This is a genomic window from Streptomyces tamarix, from assembly GCF_032423885.1.
GTDB classification, from domain to species: domain Bacteria; phylum Actinomycetota; class Actinomycetes; order Streptomycetales; family Streptomycetaceae; genus Streptomyces; species Streptomyces tamarix.
This window is the reverse complement of sequence record NZ_JAWCTQ010000036.1, coordinates 63,436-79,571: the sequence shown is the minus strand read 5'-3', so window position 1 is coordinate 79,571 and position 16,136 is coordinate 63,436. Positions and strand designations below refer to the sequence as shown.

The following is a 16,136-nucleotide window of genomic DNA, read 5'->3' as shown; positions in this document are numbered from 1 at the left end:
CTGGCCGGACGGCGGTCCGACGGCCAAGGTGGGGGACGGTCCGGCGGGGGACGGCGGTCCCGGGGGGTGGCCGGCGGCGGCGTGGGTGCCGGTCTCCGGCGGCGGCGCGGCGGGGACGGTCCTCGGGTTCCTCCCGTCCGGCCCCGAAGGGTTCGACACGGCGGCGCGGACGCTGGTGCGCAAGGCCGCGCGGTCGGCCGGCCGCGCCCGTGTGCCCCTGGGGGACGCGGCCGGGGCCGGGCCGGACGTCGGCGCCGTGCAGGCGGTGTTCGACGGCCTGCCGGTCCCCGCCGTGCTGCTGACCCCGCTGTGGTCGCCGGTCCCGGGCGAGGTGGAGGACTACCGGATCGACGCCGCCGCGCCCCGGTCCGTGGACTCCGCAGGCCGCCGGGGCGGGGAACTGGTCGGGCGGCGCGTCCTGGAGACGTACCCCGCGGTCGCCGGCACCGACCTGTGGCGCGGCTACGCCGGCACGCTGCTCACGGGCGTGCCGTACGAGAGCGGGCCGTTCCCGTACGAGGAGGCCGTCGCCGGCGTGCCCCGGCGGACCACCTGGACGGTGCGCGCCGCGCGACTGGGCGGGCGGCTCGTCGTCTCCTGGGTCCGGCACGACGGGATCGCCCGGGAGACGCGCCGCCGGCACCAGATGGAGCGCCTCGGCGGCCTGGGCTGGGTGGAGTGGGACGTGCGCGCCGGCGAGGTGACGTGGTCCGGGCAGACGTACCGGATCTTCGGCCGCGACCCGGCGGAGGCGCCGCTCACCTGGGAGGAGCTCCCCACACACGTCGTACCGGAGGACGTGCCGCGCTTCGAGGCCGCCACGCGGCTGCTGCGGGAGGGACACTCCCTGGACCGGACGTTCCGGATCACGACGCCGTCCGGGGTGCGGCACCTGCGGCTCGTCGCGGAGCCCGTGACCGACGCGGAGGGCGCCGCCGTGGAGGTCCACGCCCTCTATCAGGACCTCACCGCACTGCGGCGGGCCGAGCAGGCGCTGCTGGAGTCGGAGCGGGAGGTCCTCGCCCAGCAGGACCTGCTGACGGCGGAACGGGCACTGGCCGCGCGCCTCCAGCAGGCCCTGCTGCCCCGGCAGGACCGGGTCCTCACCGTCGCCGGGCTGCGGACGGAGGTGTTCTACCTCCCCTCGCAGGCCGGGCTCAGCGTCGGCGGCGACTGGTACAGCGCCGTCGAGCTCCCCGACGGCAGCGGGCTCTTCGTGATCGGCGACGTCGCCGGGCACGGCATCGACGCGGTCGCGACGATGGCGCAGTTGCGGTTCACCGCCAAGGGCATGATCGTCACGGGTTCGCCGCTGCCGGACGCCCTGGCGCGGCTGAACGCGCTGCTGATGCACGCCCCGGAGGGCCGCCATTCCACGGCGACGCTGGCCCTGGCCCGGTACCGGCCCTGGGACCGCACCATGACCTGGGCGCAGGCCGGGCACCTGCCGCCGCTCCTCGTCCGCGGCGGCCGGGCCGCGTACCTGACGCCGCCCGCCGGGATCGTGCTGGGCGCCACCGCGGCCCGCTCGTACGAGGAGCAGCGGTTCACGGTGCTCCCCGACGACCACCTGCTCCTCTACACCGACGGGCTGGTCGAGCGCCCGGGCGAGGACCTCGCCGAGGGCCTCGCCCGGCTCGCCCGGCTGGCGGGCGACGCGGTGCGCGGCGCGGCCGGTGCGGAGCGCCTCACCACGCGACTGACGGAGGCGCTGTCACCCGCGCGACGCGACGACATCTGCCTGCTGCACCTCGCGCTGCCCGTCGACGGCCTCTGAGGCCCGGGCGGCGGGCACCGTGTGCGCGTCCAGCAGCGAGTCGTCCTCGGGCCGGGCGCCGGGCAGCCGGTGACGGGCCGCGACGAGCGCCGCGTCGATGTCCCGCGTGCCCGTGGAGACGCACAGGGTGTAGGCGACGTCCTCCAGGCGCTGCCGCACCTCTGGTCCGCCGTTGTGGGCGTCGAGCTTGCTGAGCGCGGTGTACTCCTCGATCAGCTTCGTCAGGACGGCGGGGTGGGCCATCAGCACGACACGGCTCCTTTCGTACGGTCCGGGGACACGCATGTACCCGGCTTCCCCACCGTCACACGTGCACCTCGCGTCAGGTGAGGAGAAGTTGCCCGGCCGCGTCGTCGTGGTTCCGGTGGGGGTGGGGGAACGGCGCCGGCGGGTGAGTGGTGGCGGACAGGCGCAGCTCGATGATGGAGCGGACCGTGGGCCACTCCTCGTGGAGGACCGAGTAGAAGGCGGTGTCGCGGACCACGCCGTCCAGGCCCCGCGAATGGGCGCGGCGGACCCCCTCGCAGGTGGCTCCGAGGCGTTCGATCGCCGCGCGGGAGCGGGTGTTGCGCGCGTCGGCGCGCAGCGTGATCCGGCGGACGCCCCAGGTGTCGAAGGCGTGGCGGAGCATGAGCAGCTTCGCCTCCGTGTTGGCCCCGGTGCCCCGCGCGCAGCCGGCGATCCAGGTGTTGCCGATCTCGGCGGCGTCGGGCACGGCGGTGAGCGGATCGCCGTACGGGACGCCGGTGGTCGGGGGCCACACCACGGGGCCGCCCCAGTAGTCCAGCTCCAGGAATCTGGTCGAGCCGACCACCCGCCCGTCGGCGGCGGTGACCAGGGCGAACGGGAGTGCCCGGCCGGCCGCCTGATCGGTCAGCGCGCGGGCGATGTAGTCGTGTGCCGCCTCCAGGCCGTCAGGCACCGGGGTGTAGGCGTACGCGGCGCGATCCTGCGCGCCGGCCCAGGCGAGGCCCTCCGCGTGGCGCATGGCCAGCGGCTCCAGGCGCACGGCGCGCCCAGTAAGGACAACAGGTACTGGCACGGAACCTCGGGTCTTCCAGGAGCAGGGGATCTCCCGCGCCGGCAGGGCGGCACGCGAGTGAGGGGGAGTGCTCGCCTTGCCGGGACCGTCCGCGTCACTGGAGGCGCGCGGGGCGGACGGACCGCTTCGGCACCGGGGCGAGGAGGAACAGTATGCAGCCACCGCCCCTCCCAGAACAGAACCCCGCGCGAACCTCGGCACACGCGCGGGTGAAACCCGGCTCCACCGCGCTCACCAGCGGGTACGCGGGCCCCGGTCAGGTACTGGGGGCGGCGTACGGCGCGCCGTCGCCGAACGAGGCCGCGGCGCGCGCGGGGAGGCGGTTGCCGGCGCTGCGGTACGTGAGCGGGAGGCCCGCCAGGCGCTCCGGGAGCAGGCAGTTCTTGCCGTCGACGACGACGGCCGGGGCGGCGAGCTCGGTGGCGAGGAGCGACCAGTCGGCCTCGACCGCCTCGGGCCACTCGGTGAGGACGGCCACCGCGCGGGCGCCCCGGACGGCCGTCCGCAGGTCGGCGCAGGGCCGGGCGCCGGGGAACAGCCGGGCCAGCTCGTCGGCGTCCGTGGCGGGGTCCCAGACGCGGACACCGGCCGCCTCGGCGAGGAGCTGCGGCACGACGGTGCGGCTGGGCGCGGCGCGCACGTCGTCGCTCCACGGTTCGTAGCGGGCGCCGAGCACGGCGACCTCGCTGCGCGGGAGGTCCGCGCCGAGTTCCCGGCGCAGCGTGTCGCGGACGAGGGCGGCCTGGTCGCGGTTGACGTCGATGACGGCGTCCAACAGCGGGGTGGGCAGCCCGCGGGAGGCGGCCCAGCGGGCGAGGGCCGCCGTGTCCTTGGGGAGGCAGGAGTCCCCGAAGCCGAGGCCGGGCTGGAGGAAGGCGTGGCCGATGCGCGGGTCGAGGCCGACGGCCTGCATCACCTGGTCGATGTTGAGGTCGGGGGTGGCGCACAGGCGCGCGCACTCGTTCGCGAAGCTGATCTTCGTGGCGAGGAAGGCGTTGCCGGCGTACTTGGCCATCTCGGCCGTGGTGGGCGCGGTGACCACCCAGGGACAGGCCAGGGCCCCGTACAGCGCGCGGAGGACGTCCACGACGGGCGGTGCCCACACCCCGGCCACCACGCGCGAGGGGGCGGACCAGTCGTCGAGGGCGCTGCCCTGGTTCAGGAACTCGGGATTGTAGGCGTACCGGTCGCGGAGCCGGGGGTGCTCGGCCGTGAGGCGCTCGCTGGTGCCGGGCGGCACGGTCGACTTCAGCACCGCGTACGGGGCGGGCAGCAGCTCGGCGACCTCGCCGAGGGCGGCCTTGACCTGGGAGAGGTCGGCCGCGCCGTCCTCGGCGGGCGGGGTGCCGACGGTGATGAGCACGACCTCGAAGGGCTCGGCGACGTGCGCCCGGGACAGGCCGGGGGCGAAGCTGAGCCGTCCCGTCCCCAGGGCGAGGCCGAGCTCCTGCTGGAGGCCGGGTTCGCAGACGGGGGCGCGGCCCCCGGCGAGGGACCGCAGGCGCGCCGGGTCCTTCTCGACCCCGGTCACGTGGTGGCCCTGCCTGGCCAGGGCGACCGCCCCGGTCACGCCGACGTAGCCCTGGCCGATGACGGCAACGCGCATTCCCAGCCTCCTCGGACGACCCGACGGCACCGGACCGGCACCGCACGCCAGCCTGTCCGGAGCCGAGGTGCGCGGCCACCGGCGGAGCCCCGGCCGGGTGACGGCGCGCGGGGGGCGGGGCCTTTCGCGGACCGCCCGGTTCCGGGGCGGGGCCGGGCAGGGCTAGACTCCCGCCCGGCCGGGGCGCCGTCCACCGGGCGCTGACCGTCGGGCGCCGTCCACCGGGGCGCCGTCCGCCGGGCGCGGTGGGGCGGGAGCGGCCGCCGGGCACGTTCACGGAAGAGGACCCGCATGCCGTTCACCGTGTCCCGCGAGGGGTTCCTCCTCGACGGGCGTCCCCTGCGCGTGCTGTCCGGCGCGCTGCACTACTTCCGCGTCCTGCCGGAGCAGTGGCCCCACCGGCTGCGGATGCTGCGCGCCATGGGCCTCAACACGGTCGAGACGTACGTCCCCTGGAACCTCCACGAGCCGCACCCCGGCGCATACGACTTCACCGGCGGGGCGGACCTGGACGGGTTCCTGCGGGCGGCGCGGGACGCCGGGCTGTACGCCGTCGTGCGGCCCTCGCCGTACATCTGCGCCGAGTGGGAGAACGGCGGCCTGCCCTGGTGGCTCCTGGCCGACCGGGAGGTGCGGGCGCTGCGCTGCGGGGACCCGGCCTTCCTGGCGCACGTGGACCGCTGGTACGACCGGCTGGTCCCGCTCCTGGCGGCGCACCAGGTGACGCGCGGCGGCAACGTGCTGATGGTGCAGGTCGAGAACGAGTACGGCTCCTACGGCACCGACACCGGCTACCTGGAGCACCTGGCGGCGGGCCTGCGGGCACGCGGCGTCGACGTGCCGCTGTTCACCTCGGACGGGCCGGAGGACTTCTTCCTGGCCGGCGGGACGCTGCCGGGCACCCTGGCGACGGTCAACTTCGGGAGCGGGGCCGGGGAGGCGTTCGCGGGGCTGCGGCGGCTGCGACCGGACGACCCGCCGATGTGCGCGGAGTTCTGGTGCGGCTGGTTCGACCACTGGGGCGCCGCGCACACCGTGCGGGAGCCCGACGACGCGGCCGCGGCGCTGGCCGGCGTCCTGGAGTCGGGCGCCTCGGTCAACATCTACATGGCGCACGGCGGGACGAACTTCTCGACCTGGGCCGGGGCCAACACCGCCGACCACACCACCGGCGCCGGTTACCTGCCGACCGTCACGTCGTACGACTACGACGCGCCCGTCGACGAGCGGGGCGCGGTGACGGAGAAGTTCCTCGCCTTCCGCGCGGTGCTGGAGCGGTACGCGGACGGGCCGCCGCCCGAGCCGGAGCCGCCCGCGCCGCTGCTGCCCCCCGGCCGCGTGCGGCTGGTCGATTCGGTGGCTCTCCTCGGTGCGCTGGACGCGCTGGCGGCCCCGCCCGTCGCCGCGGCAACCCCGCCGTCCTTCGAGGAGTTGGGCGTCGCGCACGGCCTGGTGTTGTACGAGACCCGCGTCCCCGGCCCCCGGGGGCCGTACACGCTGTCGGTGCGGGGGCTCGCCGACCGGGCGCACGTCTTCGTCGACGGGCGGCCGGCGGGGGTGCTGGAGCGGGACGCCGCCGAGTCCCTGGACGGGATCGCGGCACCGCCGGGCGGGGCGCGGCTGGGGCTGCTGGTGGAGTCCATGGGCCGGGTCAACTACGGGGTGGGGCTCGGCGACCGCAAGGGCGTCCGGGAGGTGCTGCACGCCCAGCAGCTGTTGCACGGCTGGACGGCGCGGGCGGTGGAGCTGGGGCACGGGACGCCGGAACGCGTCCCGTGGGACGCGCCCCGGGACCCGGCGGCCGGCCGGGGCGGGGCGCCCGGGCCCGTGGGGCCGGTGTTCCACCGGGGGTTCCTGGAGGTGGCCGAGCCGGCCGACGCGTACCTGGCGCTGCCCGGGATGCGCAAGGGCTACGTCTGGGTCAACGGCTTCTGCCTGGGCCGGTACTGGCAGGAGCGCGGCCCGCAGCGGACGCTGTACCTGCCGTGGCCGCTGCTGCGCGCCGGACGCAACGAGATCGCCGTCCTGGAGCTGGACGGCGCCGCGGACGCGGCCGTCGAGGTACGGCGCGCCCCGGACCTGGGTGGCGCCTGAGACCGACCGCCCGTGCCCCGGTGGGGCCGGGGCGACGCGTCGCCGTGCCCGGTGGGGCCGGGGTCTGCTCCACTGGGACGCGTCACCGCCGCAGGAGCGGGGCCACGCCGACCACGGGAGCCGCCGCATGACCACCCCCTCTTCCCTCCGGCGGCCCCGGACCGTCCTCGCCATGGAACCGCGGGTCCGGGACGCGCTGTTCGACGCGGCGGCGCTGGACCGGCTCGCCGCCGTCGCCGAGACCGACCCGGCCGTCGTGGTGGCGGACTTCGCCGCCGCGGAGCACGCCTCTGCCCTCGCCGGAGCCGAGGCGCTGCTCACCGGCTGGGGCTGTCCGCCGCTGACGGCGGCCGCGCTGGAGCGGATGCCCCGGCTGCGCACGGTCGTGCACGCCGCGGGTTCGGTGAAGCACCACGTCACCGACGCCTGCTGGGAGCGCGGGCTCACCGTCGCGTCGGCCGCCGCGGCCAACGCCCTGCCCGTCGCCGAGTACACGGTCGCCGCGATCCTGTTCACCGGGAAGCGGGTGCTCGACGCGCAGCGCGCCTACCGGGAGCGGCGCGGCCGGCTCGACCCGCTGGCCCTGCTCGCCGGGGCCGGCAACTACCGCCGTACCGTCGGCGTCGTCGGGGCGTCCCGGATCGGCCGGCGGGTGATCGAACTGCTGCGCCCGTTCGACCTGCTGGTGCTGCTGCACGACCCGTACGTGACGGAGGGGGAGGCCGCCCGGCTCGGCGTCCGGCCGGTGCCCCTGGACGAGCTGGCGCGCTCCAGCGACGTGGTGACGCTCCACGCGCCGGAACTCCCCGCGACGCGACACCTGTTCGACCGCGCGCGACTCGCGCTGCTGCCGGACGGGGCGACCCTGGTCAACACGGCGCGCGGCTCGCTGGTGGACACGGGGGCGCTGACGGCGGAGCTGGTGTCGGGGCGGCTGAACGCCGTGCTGGACGTGACGGAGCCGGAGGTGCTGCCGGCCGGCTCCCCGCTGTACGACCTGCCGAACGTGCTGCTGACCCCGCACGTGGCCGGTTCGCTCGGCAACGAGCTGGGTCGGATGGCGCACGCGGCGCTGGACGAGCTGGAACGGTACGGGCGGGGACTGCCGTTCGCCGGTCTTGTACGGGCGGAGGAGCTGTCCCGCTCGGCATGAGCCCGTCACGTCGGCCCGCCGCTTCGGCCGCGACGGCACGGGCGGGTCCCCGCCGGCGGCCGTCCTGGCACCACCGCGCACGGATGGCGTCGGCCTGACGGAACAGCGCGGCCGCGCAACCCCCGGTGCCGCCCTTCGTTCGTCACGGCGAGTGGACGAAGGACGGTGACCGTGGAGGAGTGCCGCATGCCGTACCGATCCGGACCCCGCCGAGGCCGTCTCCTGCCGGCCGTGCTGGCCGCCCTGCTGACCGCGGCGGGCCTGGCCCCGGCGTCCCCGGCGGGCGCCGTCGCCGGAGGGCCGGCGCTGGGGGTGGACTTCCCCGACCCGGACGTCGTGAAGGTCGGCGACACGTACCACGCGTACGCCACCAGCGGGAACGGCGCGCACGTCCAGCACGCCACGTCACGGGACCTGACCCACTGGACGGTCGTGGGGAAGGACGCGCTGCCGGTGCCCGGCGCCTGGGTGGCGGAGACGCCGGCGCGGGTGTGGGCGCCGGAGGTGTTCGACAACGGCGCGGGGTTCACCCTGCACTACACCGCCCACCACCGGGCCAGCGGCAGGCAGTGCGTCGGCGCCGCCCTCGCGGACTCGCCGGACGGGCCGTTCCGTCCCGTGGGCGACGGCCCGCTGGTGTGCCCGACGGCGGAGGGCGGCGCCATCGACGCCGCGTCCTACACCGAGGACGGGCGGCGGTACGTGCTGTGGAAGAGCGACGGCAACTGCTGCCGGCTCGACACGTGGCTGCACCTCCAGCCCGTCTCCGCGGACGGCACCCGCACGACCGGGCCGGCCGTCCGGCTGCTCCGGCAGGACCTGCCCTGGGAGGGGCAGGTCGTCGAGGCGCCGACGCTCGTCAAGCGGGCCGGCCGGTACGTGTTGTTCTACTCGGCCGGCCACTACGGCGACAACGGCTACGCGACGGGCTACGCCGTGGCGGACCGGCTCACCGGCCCGTACGCGAAGGCCGCCGAACCGCTCATGAGCACCGGGTCGTTCGCGGGCGCCGTGCGCGGCCCGGGCGGGCAGGACGTGGTGACGGGCCCGGACGGACGCGACCGGATCGTCTTCCACGGCTGGGACGCCGACCGGGCGCGCCGCTTCCTGTACACCGCCGACCTGGGTTTCGCGGACGGCCGGCCCGTCGTGCGGGGCAGCCGGGTGCGGCACCAGGCGGAGGACGCCGTGGTGCACCGTGCCGTCGTGCGGGACGCGGCGGGGGCGCTCGGCGGGCGGGCGGTCGGGTACGTCGACCACGACGACAGCCACGTGGAGTTCCGGGTGTTCGCCGCGTCGGCCGGGGCGCACGCCCTGGCCGTGCGGTACGGCAACGGCTCCCTGGACGCCTCCGGCGCCCCTGCGTCCGCGACGCACGACCTGTACGTCAACGGCTCCGACGTGGGCGTCGTCCCCTACCCGTACACGGGCTGGGACGACTGGCGGACCGTGGAGCGGCCGGTGGTGCTGCGCGCGGGGTGGAACACGATCCGCCTGGCGAAGGGCGACCGGTACGCCGAACTCGACTGCGTCGAGGTGGGCTGACGGACGCCCGCGGGGCGGTCAGCCCCACTTCTGGCGGTCGGTCCGGTCGCAGCGGAGCGTCCGCAGCCCGGCGCCGCTGTCGTCCAGGCACTCCCCCGTCGTCCTGCTCCGCACCTCGACGGACTCGTCGCCCCAGACGGTCAGGGCCCACGCCTGGGCCCGGGCGCCGTCCGGGCCGCAGCGCGCGGCGCGCAGCCCGGCGGCGGTGTCCTCCAGGCACCGTCCCGTGGCGTGGTTCGACAGCCGGTGGGAGCCGTCGGCGAGGGGGTGCGCGGTCCACCACTGGTAGCTCATGCCGTTGCACTTGTAGGTGCGCAGCCGTTCGTCGAGGCTGTCGTCGAGGCAGCGGCCCGTCTGCCGGCTGACGAAGACGCGCCGGACGCGCGCCGCCGTCGCGCCCGGTGTGTTCCCGCCGTCCCCGCCCGCCGCCTCCGCCGCCGGTGACCCGGCCGCCGGGGCGGGGGCGTGGGGGGCGACGAGGTACATCAGCAGGGCGCCGAGGACGACGCCGAGGACCGCGCCCGCCGCCGCCCGCACCCAGCCGTGCGGCAGCCGGACGCGGGCGGCGGGGAGCCACCGCCGTGTCCCGCCGCCCGGCCCGCCGGTGGGGGCGGCGGGGCCGGCTCCGGGCGGGACGGCGGTGGCGGGCGTGCCGGGGACGGTGCCCACCGTCCCCTCCGGCCGGGTCTGGCCGCGGTCGGCCTCCTCCCACAGCGCCCGGTACTCGGCCGGGTCGGCGCCCAGCGCCCGGCACAGGTCCCTGACCGTGGACCAGGGCGGGACGGCGCTCCCCCGGAAGTACCGCGACAGCGACGAGTCGCTGATCAGCACCTCCCGTTCCAGGGAGCGCAACGTCCGCCCCGAGCGCTGCTGGAGCGCCCGCAGGGCACCGCCCAGACGCTGCGCCGGCGTTCCCTGCCGGGGCCGCTCGCCCTCCGCCATGGCTCCCTCCTCCGCGGGGCCTTCCCACCGCCCCGCACACCGTTTCCGGATCCAGGACGACCAGGTCCCAGCGGGTCAGCACCCTAGGGATCCCGACAACGGTGAGGCAAACGGGACACTTTTGCGAAGGGTGACGGAACGCCACAAACCCCGACCGGGTTCCCGGGCACCGCCGGGACGGCGGCACCCGCCGCCTGCGGCCCGGGCGCCGGGGCGGGTGGAGTGTCCCGCCCGGGACGGCTGCGGCGGGGCCGCCCCGGCAGCGCCTCCGGGGTCTCCGGACGGCTGCGCCTCCGGGGGGCCTCGGGCCGCGGAGCCCGGACCGCCGCCCGCCGCGGCCGGGCGGGTGCGTCCGTCCCGCCGCGACGAGCGGCCCCGCCCCCGGTCAGCAGACCGGGACGCCGGGAACCTGGTTGTCCGGGGAGCTCAGGTAGATGTTGGTCATGTAGCCGCGGTACTGCGGCAGATAGGCCCACCAGTCGTTGACGTACGGCGGGACGCTGACCTGCTGGCCCCGCGTCTGGCAGGAGACCAGGACCTCCGCGCCGGCCGGGAGCGTCGTCAGCGCCGACGACGCGGTGGTGGCCTGGGCGCGGACCCGTACCCCGCTCCCCCACGTGCCGATCCAGGTGCCGGCGGGCCGGGTGGCGCCGGGCACGTTCAGCGAGCGGGTGAGGCGGCCCACGTCGGTGTACGCCTTGCCGTACGGCGTGCCCTGCGGATGGAGGGTGAGGACGGCGACGACGGACCGGTCGCCTACGCCCACGACACCTGTGGTGTGCAGCGCCGGGCGGGCCAGGTCGACGGCGGCGGCAGCGGTGGCGCCGTCGGTGCGCGCACCCTCCGTGGTGCCGGCGGACGCCGTGGTGCCGGCGGCGGCCGTGGTCGTGCAGCCGCCGGAGCTGAAGCCGGACCAGCCCTGCTTCACCGCCCAGGGCCGGTTGAAGGCGCCGGCGATGCCGAAGTGCTGGTCGTAGCCGTCGGCGGCGCAGCGGGTCGACTGCCGCAGGTTGCCCATGACGTAGTCGCGGACGGCCGGCGGGGCGGTGTCCAGCAGGTAGCGGTAGACGGTGACCGTGTCGCGGGCCGACAGGGCCGTGTAGCCCCAGTAACCGGGGTGGGTCGCCGGGGGCCGCGCGGTGTCGAGCAGGCCGAGGCGGGCGACCATCCGGTCGATCAGGGCGCCCTGCCCGCGGTTGGCCCAGAAGTGGCTCGCCGCGCTGTCGTCGCTGCCGCGCAGCATGGCGTCGACGCGGGACCGGTCGGCGGCCGAGAGGGTGTCGGGGCCCCGGTCCCAGACGAGGTCCAGGGCGATGAGGATCTTCACCACGGACGCCGACCGGAACGGGACGGCGGAGTTGACCTGTTCGGTGAAGGCGCCGGTCTGCCGGTCGAAGACGGCGACACCGGCGGTGACCCCGGACGGTACCTGGGCCGAGGCGGCACGGGCCGGCGGGGGCGCCGCGTTCGGCGCGGAGCCGGGGGTGGCGGTGGCGGCCGTGGCGGAGGACAGCACCGCCGCCAGGGCCAGGGGGAGCGTGCCCGTCAGGGCGCGGAGCAGGGAGCGGTGGGGAGCCATGGCGTACGGCCTCCAGGGGTCGAGGGGCGGACGTGGCGCGGGGAGGGGCGGGTGGGTCACGGCCCGTAGCACTGGTGCACGCCCGGCAGCCAGTTGTCCGGGTGGGCGATGTAGTAGCCGGCGGTCCAGCCGTGGAAGCCGCGGGTGGTGTTCTGCACGTACACCCAGTACGGGTTGCCGCCGACCGTCTCGCCCCGGGTCTGGCAGAGCACCTCCAGCCGGTCGCCGGGCTGGGACCGGCCGGTCACCTTGGGGCAGGTGGCGGGCGAGGGGTGCTCGGGGCAGCGGAAGCCGGTCGAACCGTCGACGTCGACGCGGGCGTTGACGTCCGTCGCCCAGGTGGTGAACACCGCGGGCGCGGGCTGTTGGGCGGGGGCGGCCGCGGCGGTCGTCGCGAGCGCTCCCAGGATGGCCGCGGCGCCGCACAGAGCGGCGGCGGTCCTGGTGGTCTTCCTCTTCATGGTCTCTCCTCCAGCGGTCGGGGCAGGGGTTCGACGGCCCGTCACCCGTTCGACGGGGCCGCGACACCTTCCGTATGAGGCGTCCGGCACGTTCGCCGCGCGCACGGGGACGCCCCCGGCCCGTTCGCGGTGCCGGGGGCGTCCCCGTGGTGGTGGGCGGTGTCAGCACACGGGGAGGCCCGTGTCCGGTTCGTCGTTCCCGCCGCCGGTGAGGAAGATCTCGCTCATGTACAGCGGGGGGACCATCCCCGTCGCGGGGGTCTTGATCCACCAGGTGTGCCAGTACGGCCCGTACGTCGCGCGGCCGCCCCTGACCTGGCAGACGGCGCGGATGAACCCGCTGTCGGGCGAGGTGGCGGCGACGGGTGCGTCCGCGCGGGGCTCCGTCCGGAAGTTGACGTCCGTGCCCCACATCGGGCACTTGTACTGGCCGGGGTAGCCCGGGTACGGCGTGCAGGGCGCCGAGTCCGCGGCGTGCGCGGGAGCGGTGGCGCCGGGGGCGAGGACGGCGGCGCAGGCCAGCGCGACCGCCGCCACCGCCCTCGTACCGGCGCGAAGACCGGTCAGCACGTGCGGACCCCGGGCAGCCAGGCGTCCGGGTGGTCGATGTAGATGTTGGAGACGTAGCCGCCCAGGCCGGGGATGTACGACCAGGCGCTGTTGGTGTAGCCCTCGGCGTTGACCGTGTCGCCGTGCTTCTGGCACTCGACGTACACCGGGGTCGGGCCGCTCAGGGTGCGCACGACGGCGGCGCTCAGCCGGGCGTCGGCACGGACGTTGACACTCGTCCCCCAGGTGGTGAAGTTGGTGGCGGGGGTGCCCCCGCCACCGCCCGGTGTGCAGGGCAGGCTCACGCCGCGCGCGGAGAGGTATGCGAACGGGTCCATGCCCCGGGTGCTCGACGTGGAGCTGTGCGCCTCGAAGTGCAGGTGGGATCCGGTGGACTGGCCTTCGCTGCCCATCTTGGCGATCAGCGTGCCGGCGTTGACGCGGTTGTTGACGAAGACGAGCCGCTCCTTCATGTGGCCGTACTCGGTGACCGTGCCGTCGTCGTGGCGGATGCGGATCCACTGGCCGTAGCCGCTGGCGGTGCCGGAGGCGATGACCGTGCCGGGGCCGGTGGAGTAGATCGGCGTGTACAGGGCGTTGGCGATGTCGACCCCGTCGTGGCCGGAGTGGTAGCCCTGGGTGACCCGGCCGGCCGCGGGGCAGGCGCCCGCGTAGCCGGTCGCCCCGGCGGGGGCGGACTCGGCCGCGACCGCCGTGAACGGGACCAGCGCGGCCACCGCGGCGGCGGCCGCGAGGACGCCGAGGGACTTGGTGCGCGTCTTCAGCTGCATGGGACCTCTCCTTGGGGGGTGGTTGCGGAACACGGTGGGGGTGCCGGGCGCGCTCAGCACGCGGGGACGCCGGGCAGCCAGGCGGCCGGGTCGTCGATGTAGATGTTGGAGATCCACGCCTTGTGGGCGGGCAGGTAGGACCAGGCGTCGTTGCTGTAGCCCTCGGCGTGGACCATCTGGCCGCGCGCCTGGCACAGCACGTCCACGGGGGTCGGGCCGGGAAGCCGGGTCACGGGCGGTTTGCCGGTGCCCGGCTCGGGGCGCAGGCCGACGTCGGTGCCCCAGGTCATGAAGCGCTTGGTGCCGGCCGGGGGCTGCGTCGCCGCGCCGGCGATGCGCAGGGCGCCCGCGTACTGGGCGTTCAGCCGTACGTCGCTGACCATCACGAGCGTGCCGGACTCGCGGGCCTCGACCATCTTGCCGTTGCCGAGGTAGACGGCGATGTGGTGGACGGAGCCCGGGTTGCCCGGGTCGGAGCCCCACAGCAGCAGGTCGCCGGGGTGGAGCGGGCCGAGTCCCTGGTCCCGGGTGAAGCGGGCCGTGGCGCCGCCGTACCGGGCCTGGTTCCAGGAGCCCTCGGGGAGCAGGATGCCCGCGCCCTGCCAGGCCGCGTACTGCACGAGGTGCGAGCAGTCGAAGCCCTTGACCTGGCTGTCGTGGGCGCCCGGCCCGCCGCCGGGGTAGTCCTGCCCGTACGTCGGGCCGTGGATCGAGCCGCCGCCCCAGGAGTAGGGCACGCCGATCTGGGAGCAGGCGGCGTTGACGATGGCCGCCGCCTGGGCGGACGCGCTCGCCAGCGGGCGGCAGTCGGAGGTCTCCCCCGTGTGCGGGGCGGCGGTGGCGGGGCCCGCCGCGGTGGTGGCCAGGGCGGTCGAGAGGAGGACGCTCCCGACTGCCGAGACGAGTGTGCGGTGCGTGCGACGCATCAGTGCTGGTTCCCCCTGTTTCAGGTGCCGCCCGGGGGCGGCCATTCTGGGTGCGGTGGTGCCGGTGCGGTGGTGCCGGGTGGTCAGGCCGCCGCGGTGCGCGGGGCGGTGGCGGGTGTGCGCGCCGCACCGCCGCGGGTCTTCGTCGGGGAGACGGGGCGGGGCGCCGTCTCGTATGAGGCGAGTGCGGCACGGATTTTGGCGAGTCCGCGCATCCGGTTGCGCTGCACGGTGCCGCGGTGGGCGCCGAGCCGTTCGGCGGCCAGGTCGTGGGTGAGGCCCTCCAGGTCGACGAGGATGACGGCGGCGGCCTCCTTCGGGGAGAGCCCGCTCAGCAGGTCGACGGTGGCCGCCTCGGCCTCCCGGCGGGCGAGTCCGCCGTCCCAGCTCTCCTCGGGCAGCCGGTCGGTGCAGCGCTCCCGCCGGGAGGGGTGCAGCCAGGAGTCGCGCAGCAGGTTCGTCGCGGCGGCGCACGTGTAGGCGTACGGGTGGCGCTGGCGCGCCAGGGTGCGGGCGCGGGCGCGGTGGGAGAGCCGCAGGTACGTCTCCTGGAGGAGGTCGTCGGCGTCGTGCGGGTTGCCGGTCATCGCGAGGAGCCGGCGGCGCAGCCGGGGCATGGCGGTGGTGAACTGCGCGTCGAACTCGTCGGGGCTCATCCGGTCGGCACGGGCGGCGGGTCCGGGCGCGCACTGCTCGGCGGCGTCGGCGGTACCGGCAGTGTCGGCGGTACCGGCGGTACCGGCGGCGTCAACGACGGCGGTGGGGAGGGTGGTGGTGTGGTCGGTGCCAGTGGGCCTCGTGGTGGTGGTGTGGTCGGTGTGCACGTGTTTCCCCCGTTCGGTCTGCGGTGCAGTGTCGGCGCGGTGGGTGCCGGGGCGCCGCCGCTCACCCGGTGGTCGATGCGTGGGCGGACGGGCGGTCAGGCGGTGCGGGGCGGCTCGGCGGGCCCGTAGGGGGCGGTGGGCCGGCCGCTGAGCAGGGCCCAGTACCGGTCCCCGTACGACCAGTGCCACCACTCGGTCGGGTAGTTGACGAACCCGGCGGCGGTCAGGGCCCGGCCCATGAGGTCCCGGTTGGCCCGGGCCTCCGCCGTGATGCCGGGGGCGGCGGTGCGGCAGCGTCCGCCGCTCTCCTCCGGTGTGGCGTTCACCTCGGTGCCGAGCGGCAGTTCGGCGCCGTCGTCGGCGCACAGGGTGAGGTCCACGGCGCCGCCGCTGACGTGCGGGGCGACCTCGGGCGGGGAGATGTACGCGCTGGTCAGTTCGCGTATCCGGGCCGGCGGGGCGCCGGGGTGCTCGGCCCGCATGACCGCCGCGTACTCCTCGTAGTAGCGGCGCTGCAGCGCGGGCGGGCGGAACCCCTCCACGACGAGGAGCCGGATCCCGGCGGGGAGCGACCGCTGGGCGAGGAGCAGCCTGCGGGCGACGTCGGCGCGGACGTGGGCGTACGAGCCGTCGTCGTCGGCCTGCCGGGGGTCGACGAGCAGCCCGTCCGTGGCGCGCAGGTCGACGAGGGGTTCGCCGGTGTCGGCCACGCGGGTCCCGGCGACCCTCCGGTCGGAGAGCAGGATGATGTCGGTCACGCTCCGAGCGTGTCCGGGGTGCCTGCAGAAGCCCTGCAGATCTTCTGCAGGAGCGCTGCGGAACGGCTGCCGCCGTCTTGCAGGGCCGG

At 76.1% G+C, this 16,136-nt stretch carries 15 protein-coding genes; 4 read left to right on the top strand and 11 right to left on the bottom strand.

From position 1 onward, the window contains the following. A partial coding sequence (locus RND61_RS24290) for a PP2C family protein-serine/threonine phosphatase (RefSeq protein ID WP_315880200.1) occupies window positions 1–1,777 on the top strand: 1,777 nt, incomplete at its 5' end. Here the strand turns inward: RND61_RS24290 and RND61_RS24285 are convergent. The 3 genes from RND61_RS24285 to RND61_RS24275 form a co-directional block, all read right to left on the bottom strand. Further along, window positions 1,715–2,026, bottom strand: coding sequence for a DUF5133 domain-containing protein (locus RND61_RS24285; protein ID WP_315880199.1), 312 nt, complete (start codon window positions 2,024–2,026; stop codon window positions 1,715–1,717). The genes RND61_RS24290 and RND61_RS24285 overlap by 63 nt on opposite strands. Window positions 2,027–2,099: 73 nt before the next feature. Continuing rightward, complete coding sequence (locus RND61_RS24280; protein ID WP_449343282.1) at window positions 2,100–2,786, bottom strand: GNAT family N-acetyltransferase; 687 nt, start codon at window positions 2,784–2,786, stop codon at window positions 2,100–2,102. A 289-nt stretch (window positions 2,787–3,075) separates the two neighbouring features. Then, entirely contained in the window at window positions 3,076–4,425 is a 1,350-nt protein-coding gene (locus tag RND61_RS24275; RefSeq protein ID WP_315880198.1) for a UDP-glucose dehydrogenase family protein, read from the bottom strand. A gap of 291 nt (window positions 4,426–4,716) precedes the next feature. Here RND61_RS24275 and RND61_RS24270 point away from each other — a divergent pair, with 291 nt between their 5' ends. The 3 genes from RND61_RS24270 to RND61_RS24260 all read left to right on the top strand — a co-directional run bounded on the left by RND61_RS24270 (window position 4,717) and on the right by RND61_RS24260 (window position 9,217). Next, complete coding sequence (locus RND61_RS24270) at window positions 4,717–6,519, top strand: glycoside hydrolase family 35 protein (protein WP_315880197.1); 1,803 nt, start codon at window positions 4,717–4,719, stop codon at window positions 6,517–6,519. A 127-nt stretch (window positions 6,520–6,646) separates the two neighbouring features. Next, window positions 6,647–7,672, top strand: a complete 1,026-nt coding sequence (locus tag RND61_RS24265; protein ID WP_315880196.1) for a hydroxyacid dehydrogenase — start codon at window positions 6,647–6,649, stop codon at window positions 7,670–7,672. Between the two features lie 186 nt (window positions 7,673–7,858). Then, window positions 7,859–9,217, top strand: a complete 1,359-nt coding sequence (locus RND61_RS24260) for a family 43 glycosylhydrolase (RefSeq protein ID WP_315880195.1) — start codon at window positions 7,859–7,861, stop codon at window positions 9,215–9,217. An 18-nt stretch (window positions 9,218–9,235) separates the two neighbouring features. On the opposite strand, the gene RND61_RS24255 is transcribed toward RND61_RS24260, so the two are convergent. From RND61_RS24255 to RND61_RS24220, 8 genes are all read right to left on the bottom strand, one after another. After that, window positions 9,236–10,159 (bottom strand): helix-turn-helix domain-containing protein, encoded by a 924-nt coding sequence (locus RND61_RS24255; RefSeq protein ID WP_315880194.1) that lies wholly within the window; start codon window positions 10,157–10,159, stop codon window positions 9,236–9,238. Window positions 10,160–10,544: 385 nt separating this feature from the next. Next, complete coding sequence (locus RND61_RS24250; RefSeq protein ID WP_315880193.1) at window positions 10,545–11,738, bottom strand: hypothetical protein; 1,194 nt, start codon at window positions 11,736–11,738, stop codon at window positions 10,545–10,547. A 56-nt stretch (window positions 11,739–11,794) separates the two neighbouring features. Further along, window positions 11,795–12,199 carry a hypothetical protein gene (locus RND61_RS24245; RefSeq protein ID WP_315880192.1) on the bottom strand — a complete coding sequence of 135 codons (405 nt, stop codon included), beginning with the start codon at window positions 12,197–12,199 and terminating at the stop codon, window positions 11,795–11,797. Between the two features lie 162 nt (window positions 12,200–12,361). After that, entirely contained in the window at window positions 12,362–12,769 is a 408-nt protein-coding gene (locus RND61_RS24240; RefSeq protein WP_315880191.1) for a hypothetical protein, read from the bottom strand. Beyond that, window positions 12,763–13,539: a peptidoglycan DD-metalloendopeptidase family protein gene (locus RND61_RS24235; protein WP_315880190.1), complete on the bottom strand. Its 777-nt coding sequence runs from the start codon at window positions 13,537–13,539 to the stop codon at window positions 12,763–12,765. The genes RND61_RS24240 and RND61_RS24235 overlap by 7 nt, the downstream gene beginning before the upstream one ends. Window positions 13,540–13,592: 53 nt before the next feature. Beyond that, window positions 13,593–14,465 (bottom strand): NlpC/P60 family protein, encoded by an 873-nt coding sequence (locus RND61_RS24230; protein ID WP_315880189.1) that lies wholly within the window; start codon window positions 14,463–14,465, stop codon window positions 13,593–13,595. Window positions 14,466–14,548: 83 nt separating this feature from the next. Next, the gene (locus RND61_RS24225; RefSeq protein ID WP_315880188.1) at window positions 14,549–15,289 is read right to left on the bottom strand and encodes an RNA polymerase sigma factor; all 741 of its coding nucleotides are present in this window, start codon (window positions 15,287–15,289) and stop codon (window positions 14,549–14,551) included. Window positions 15,290–15,384: 95 nt separating this feature from the next. Continuing rightward, complete coding sequence (locus tag RND61_RS24220; RefSeq protein WP_315880187.1) at window positions 15,385–16,047, bottom strand: M15 family metallopeptidase; 663 nt, start codon at window positions 16,045–16,047, stop codon at window positions 15,385–15,387. Window positions 16,048–16,136 lie beyond the last annotated feature (89 nt).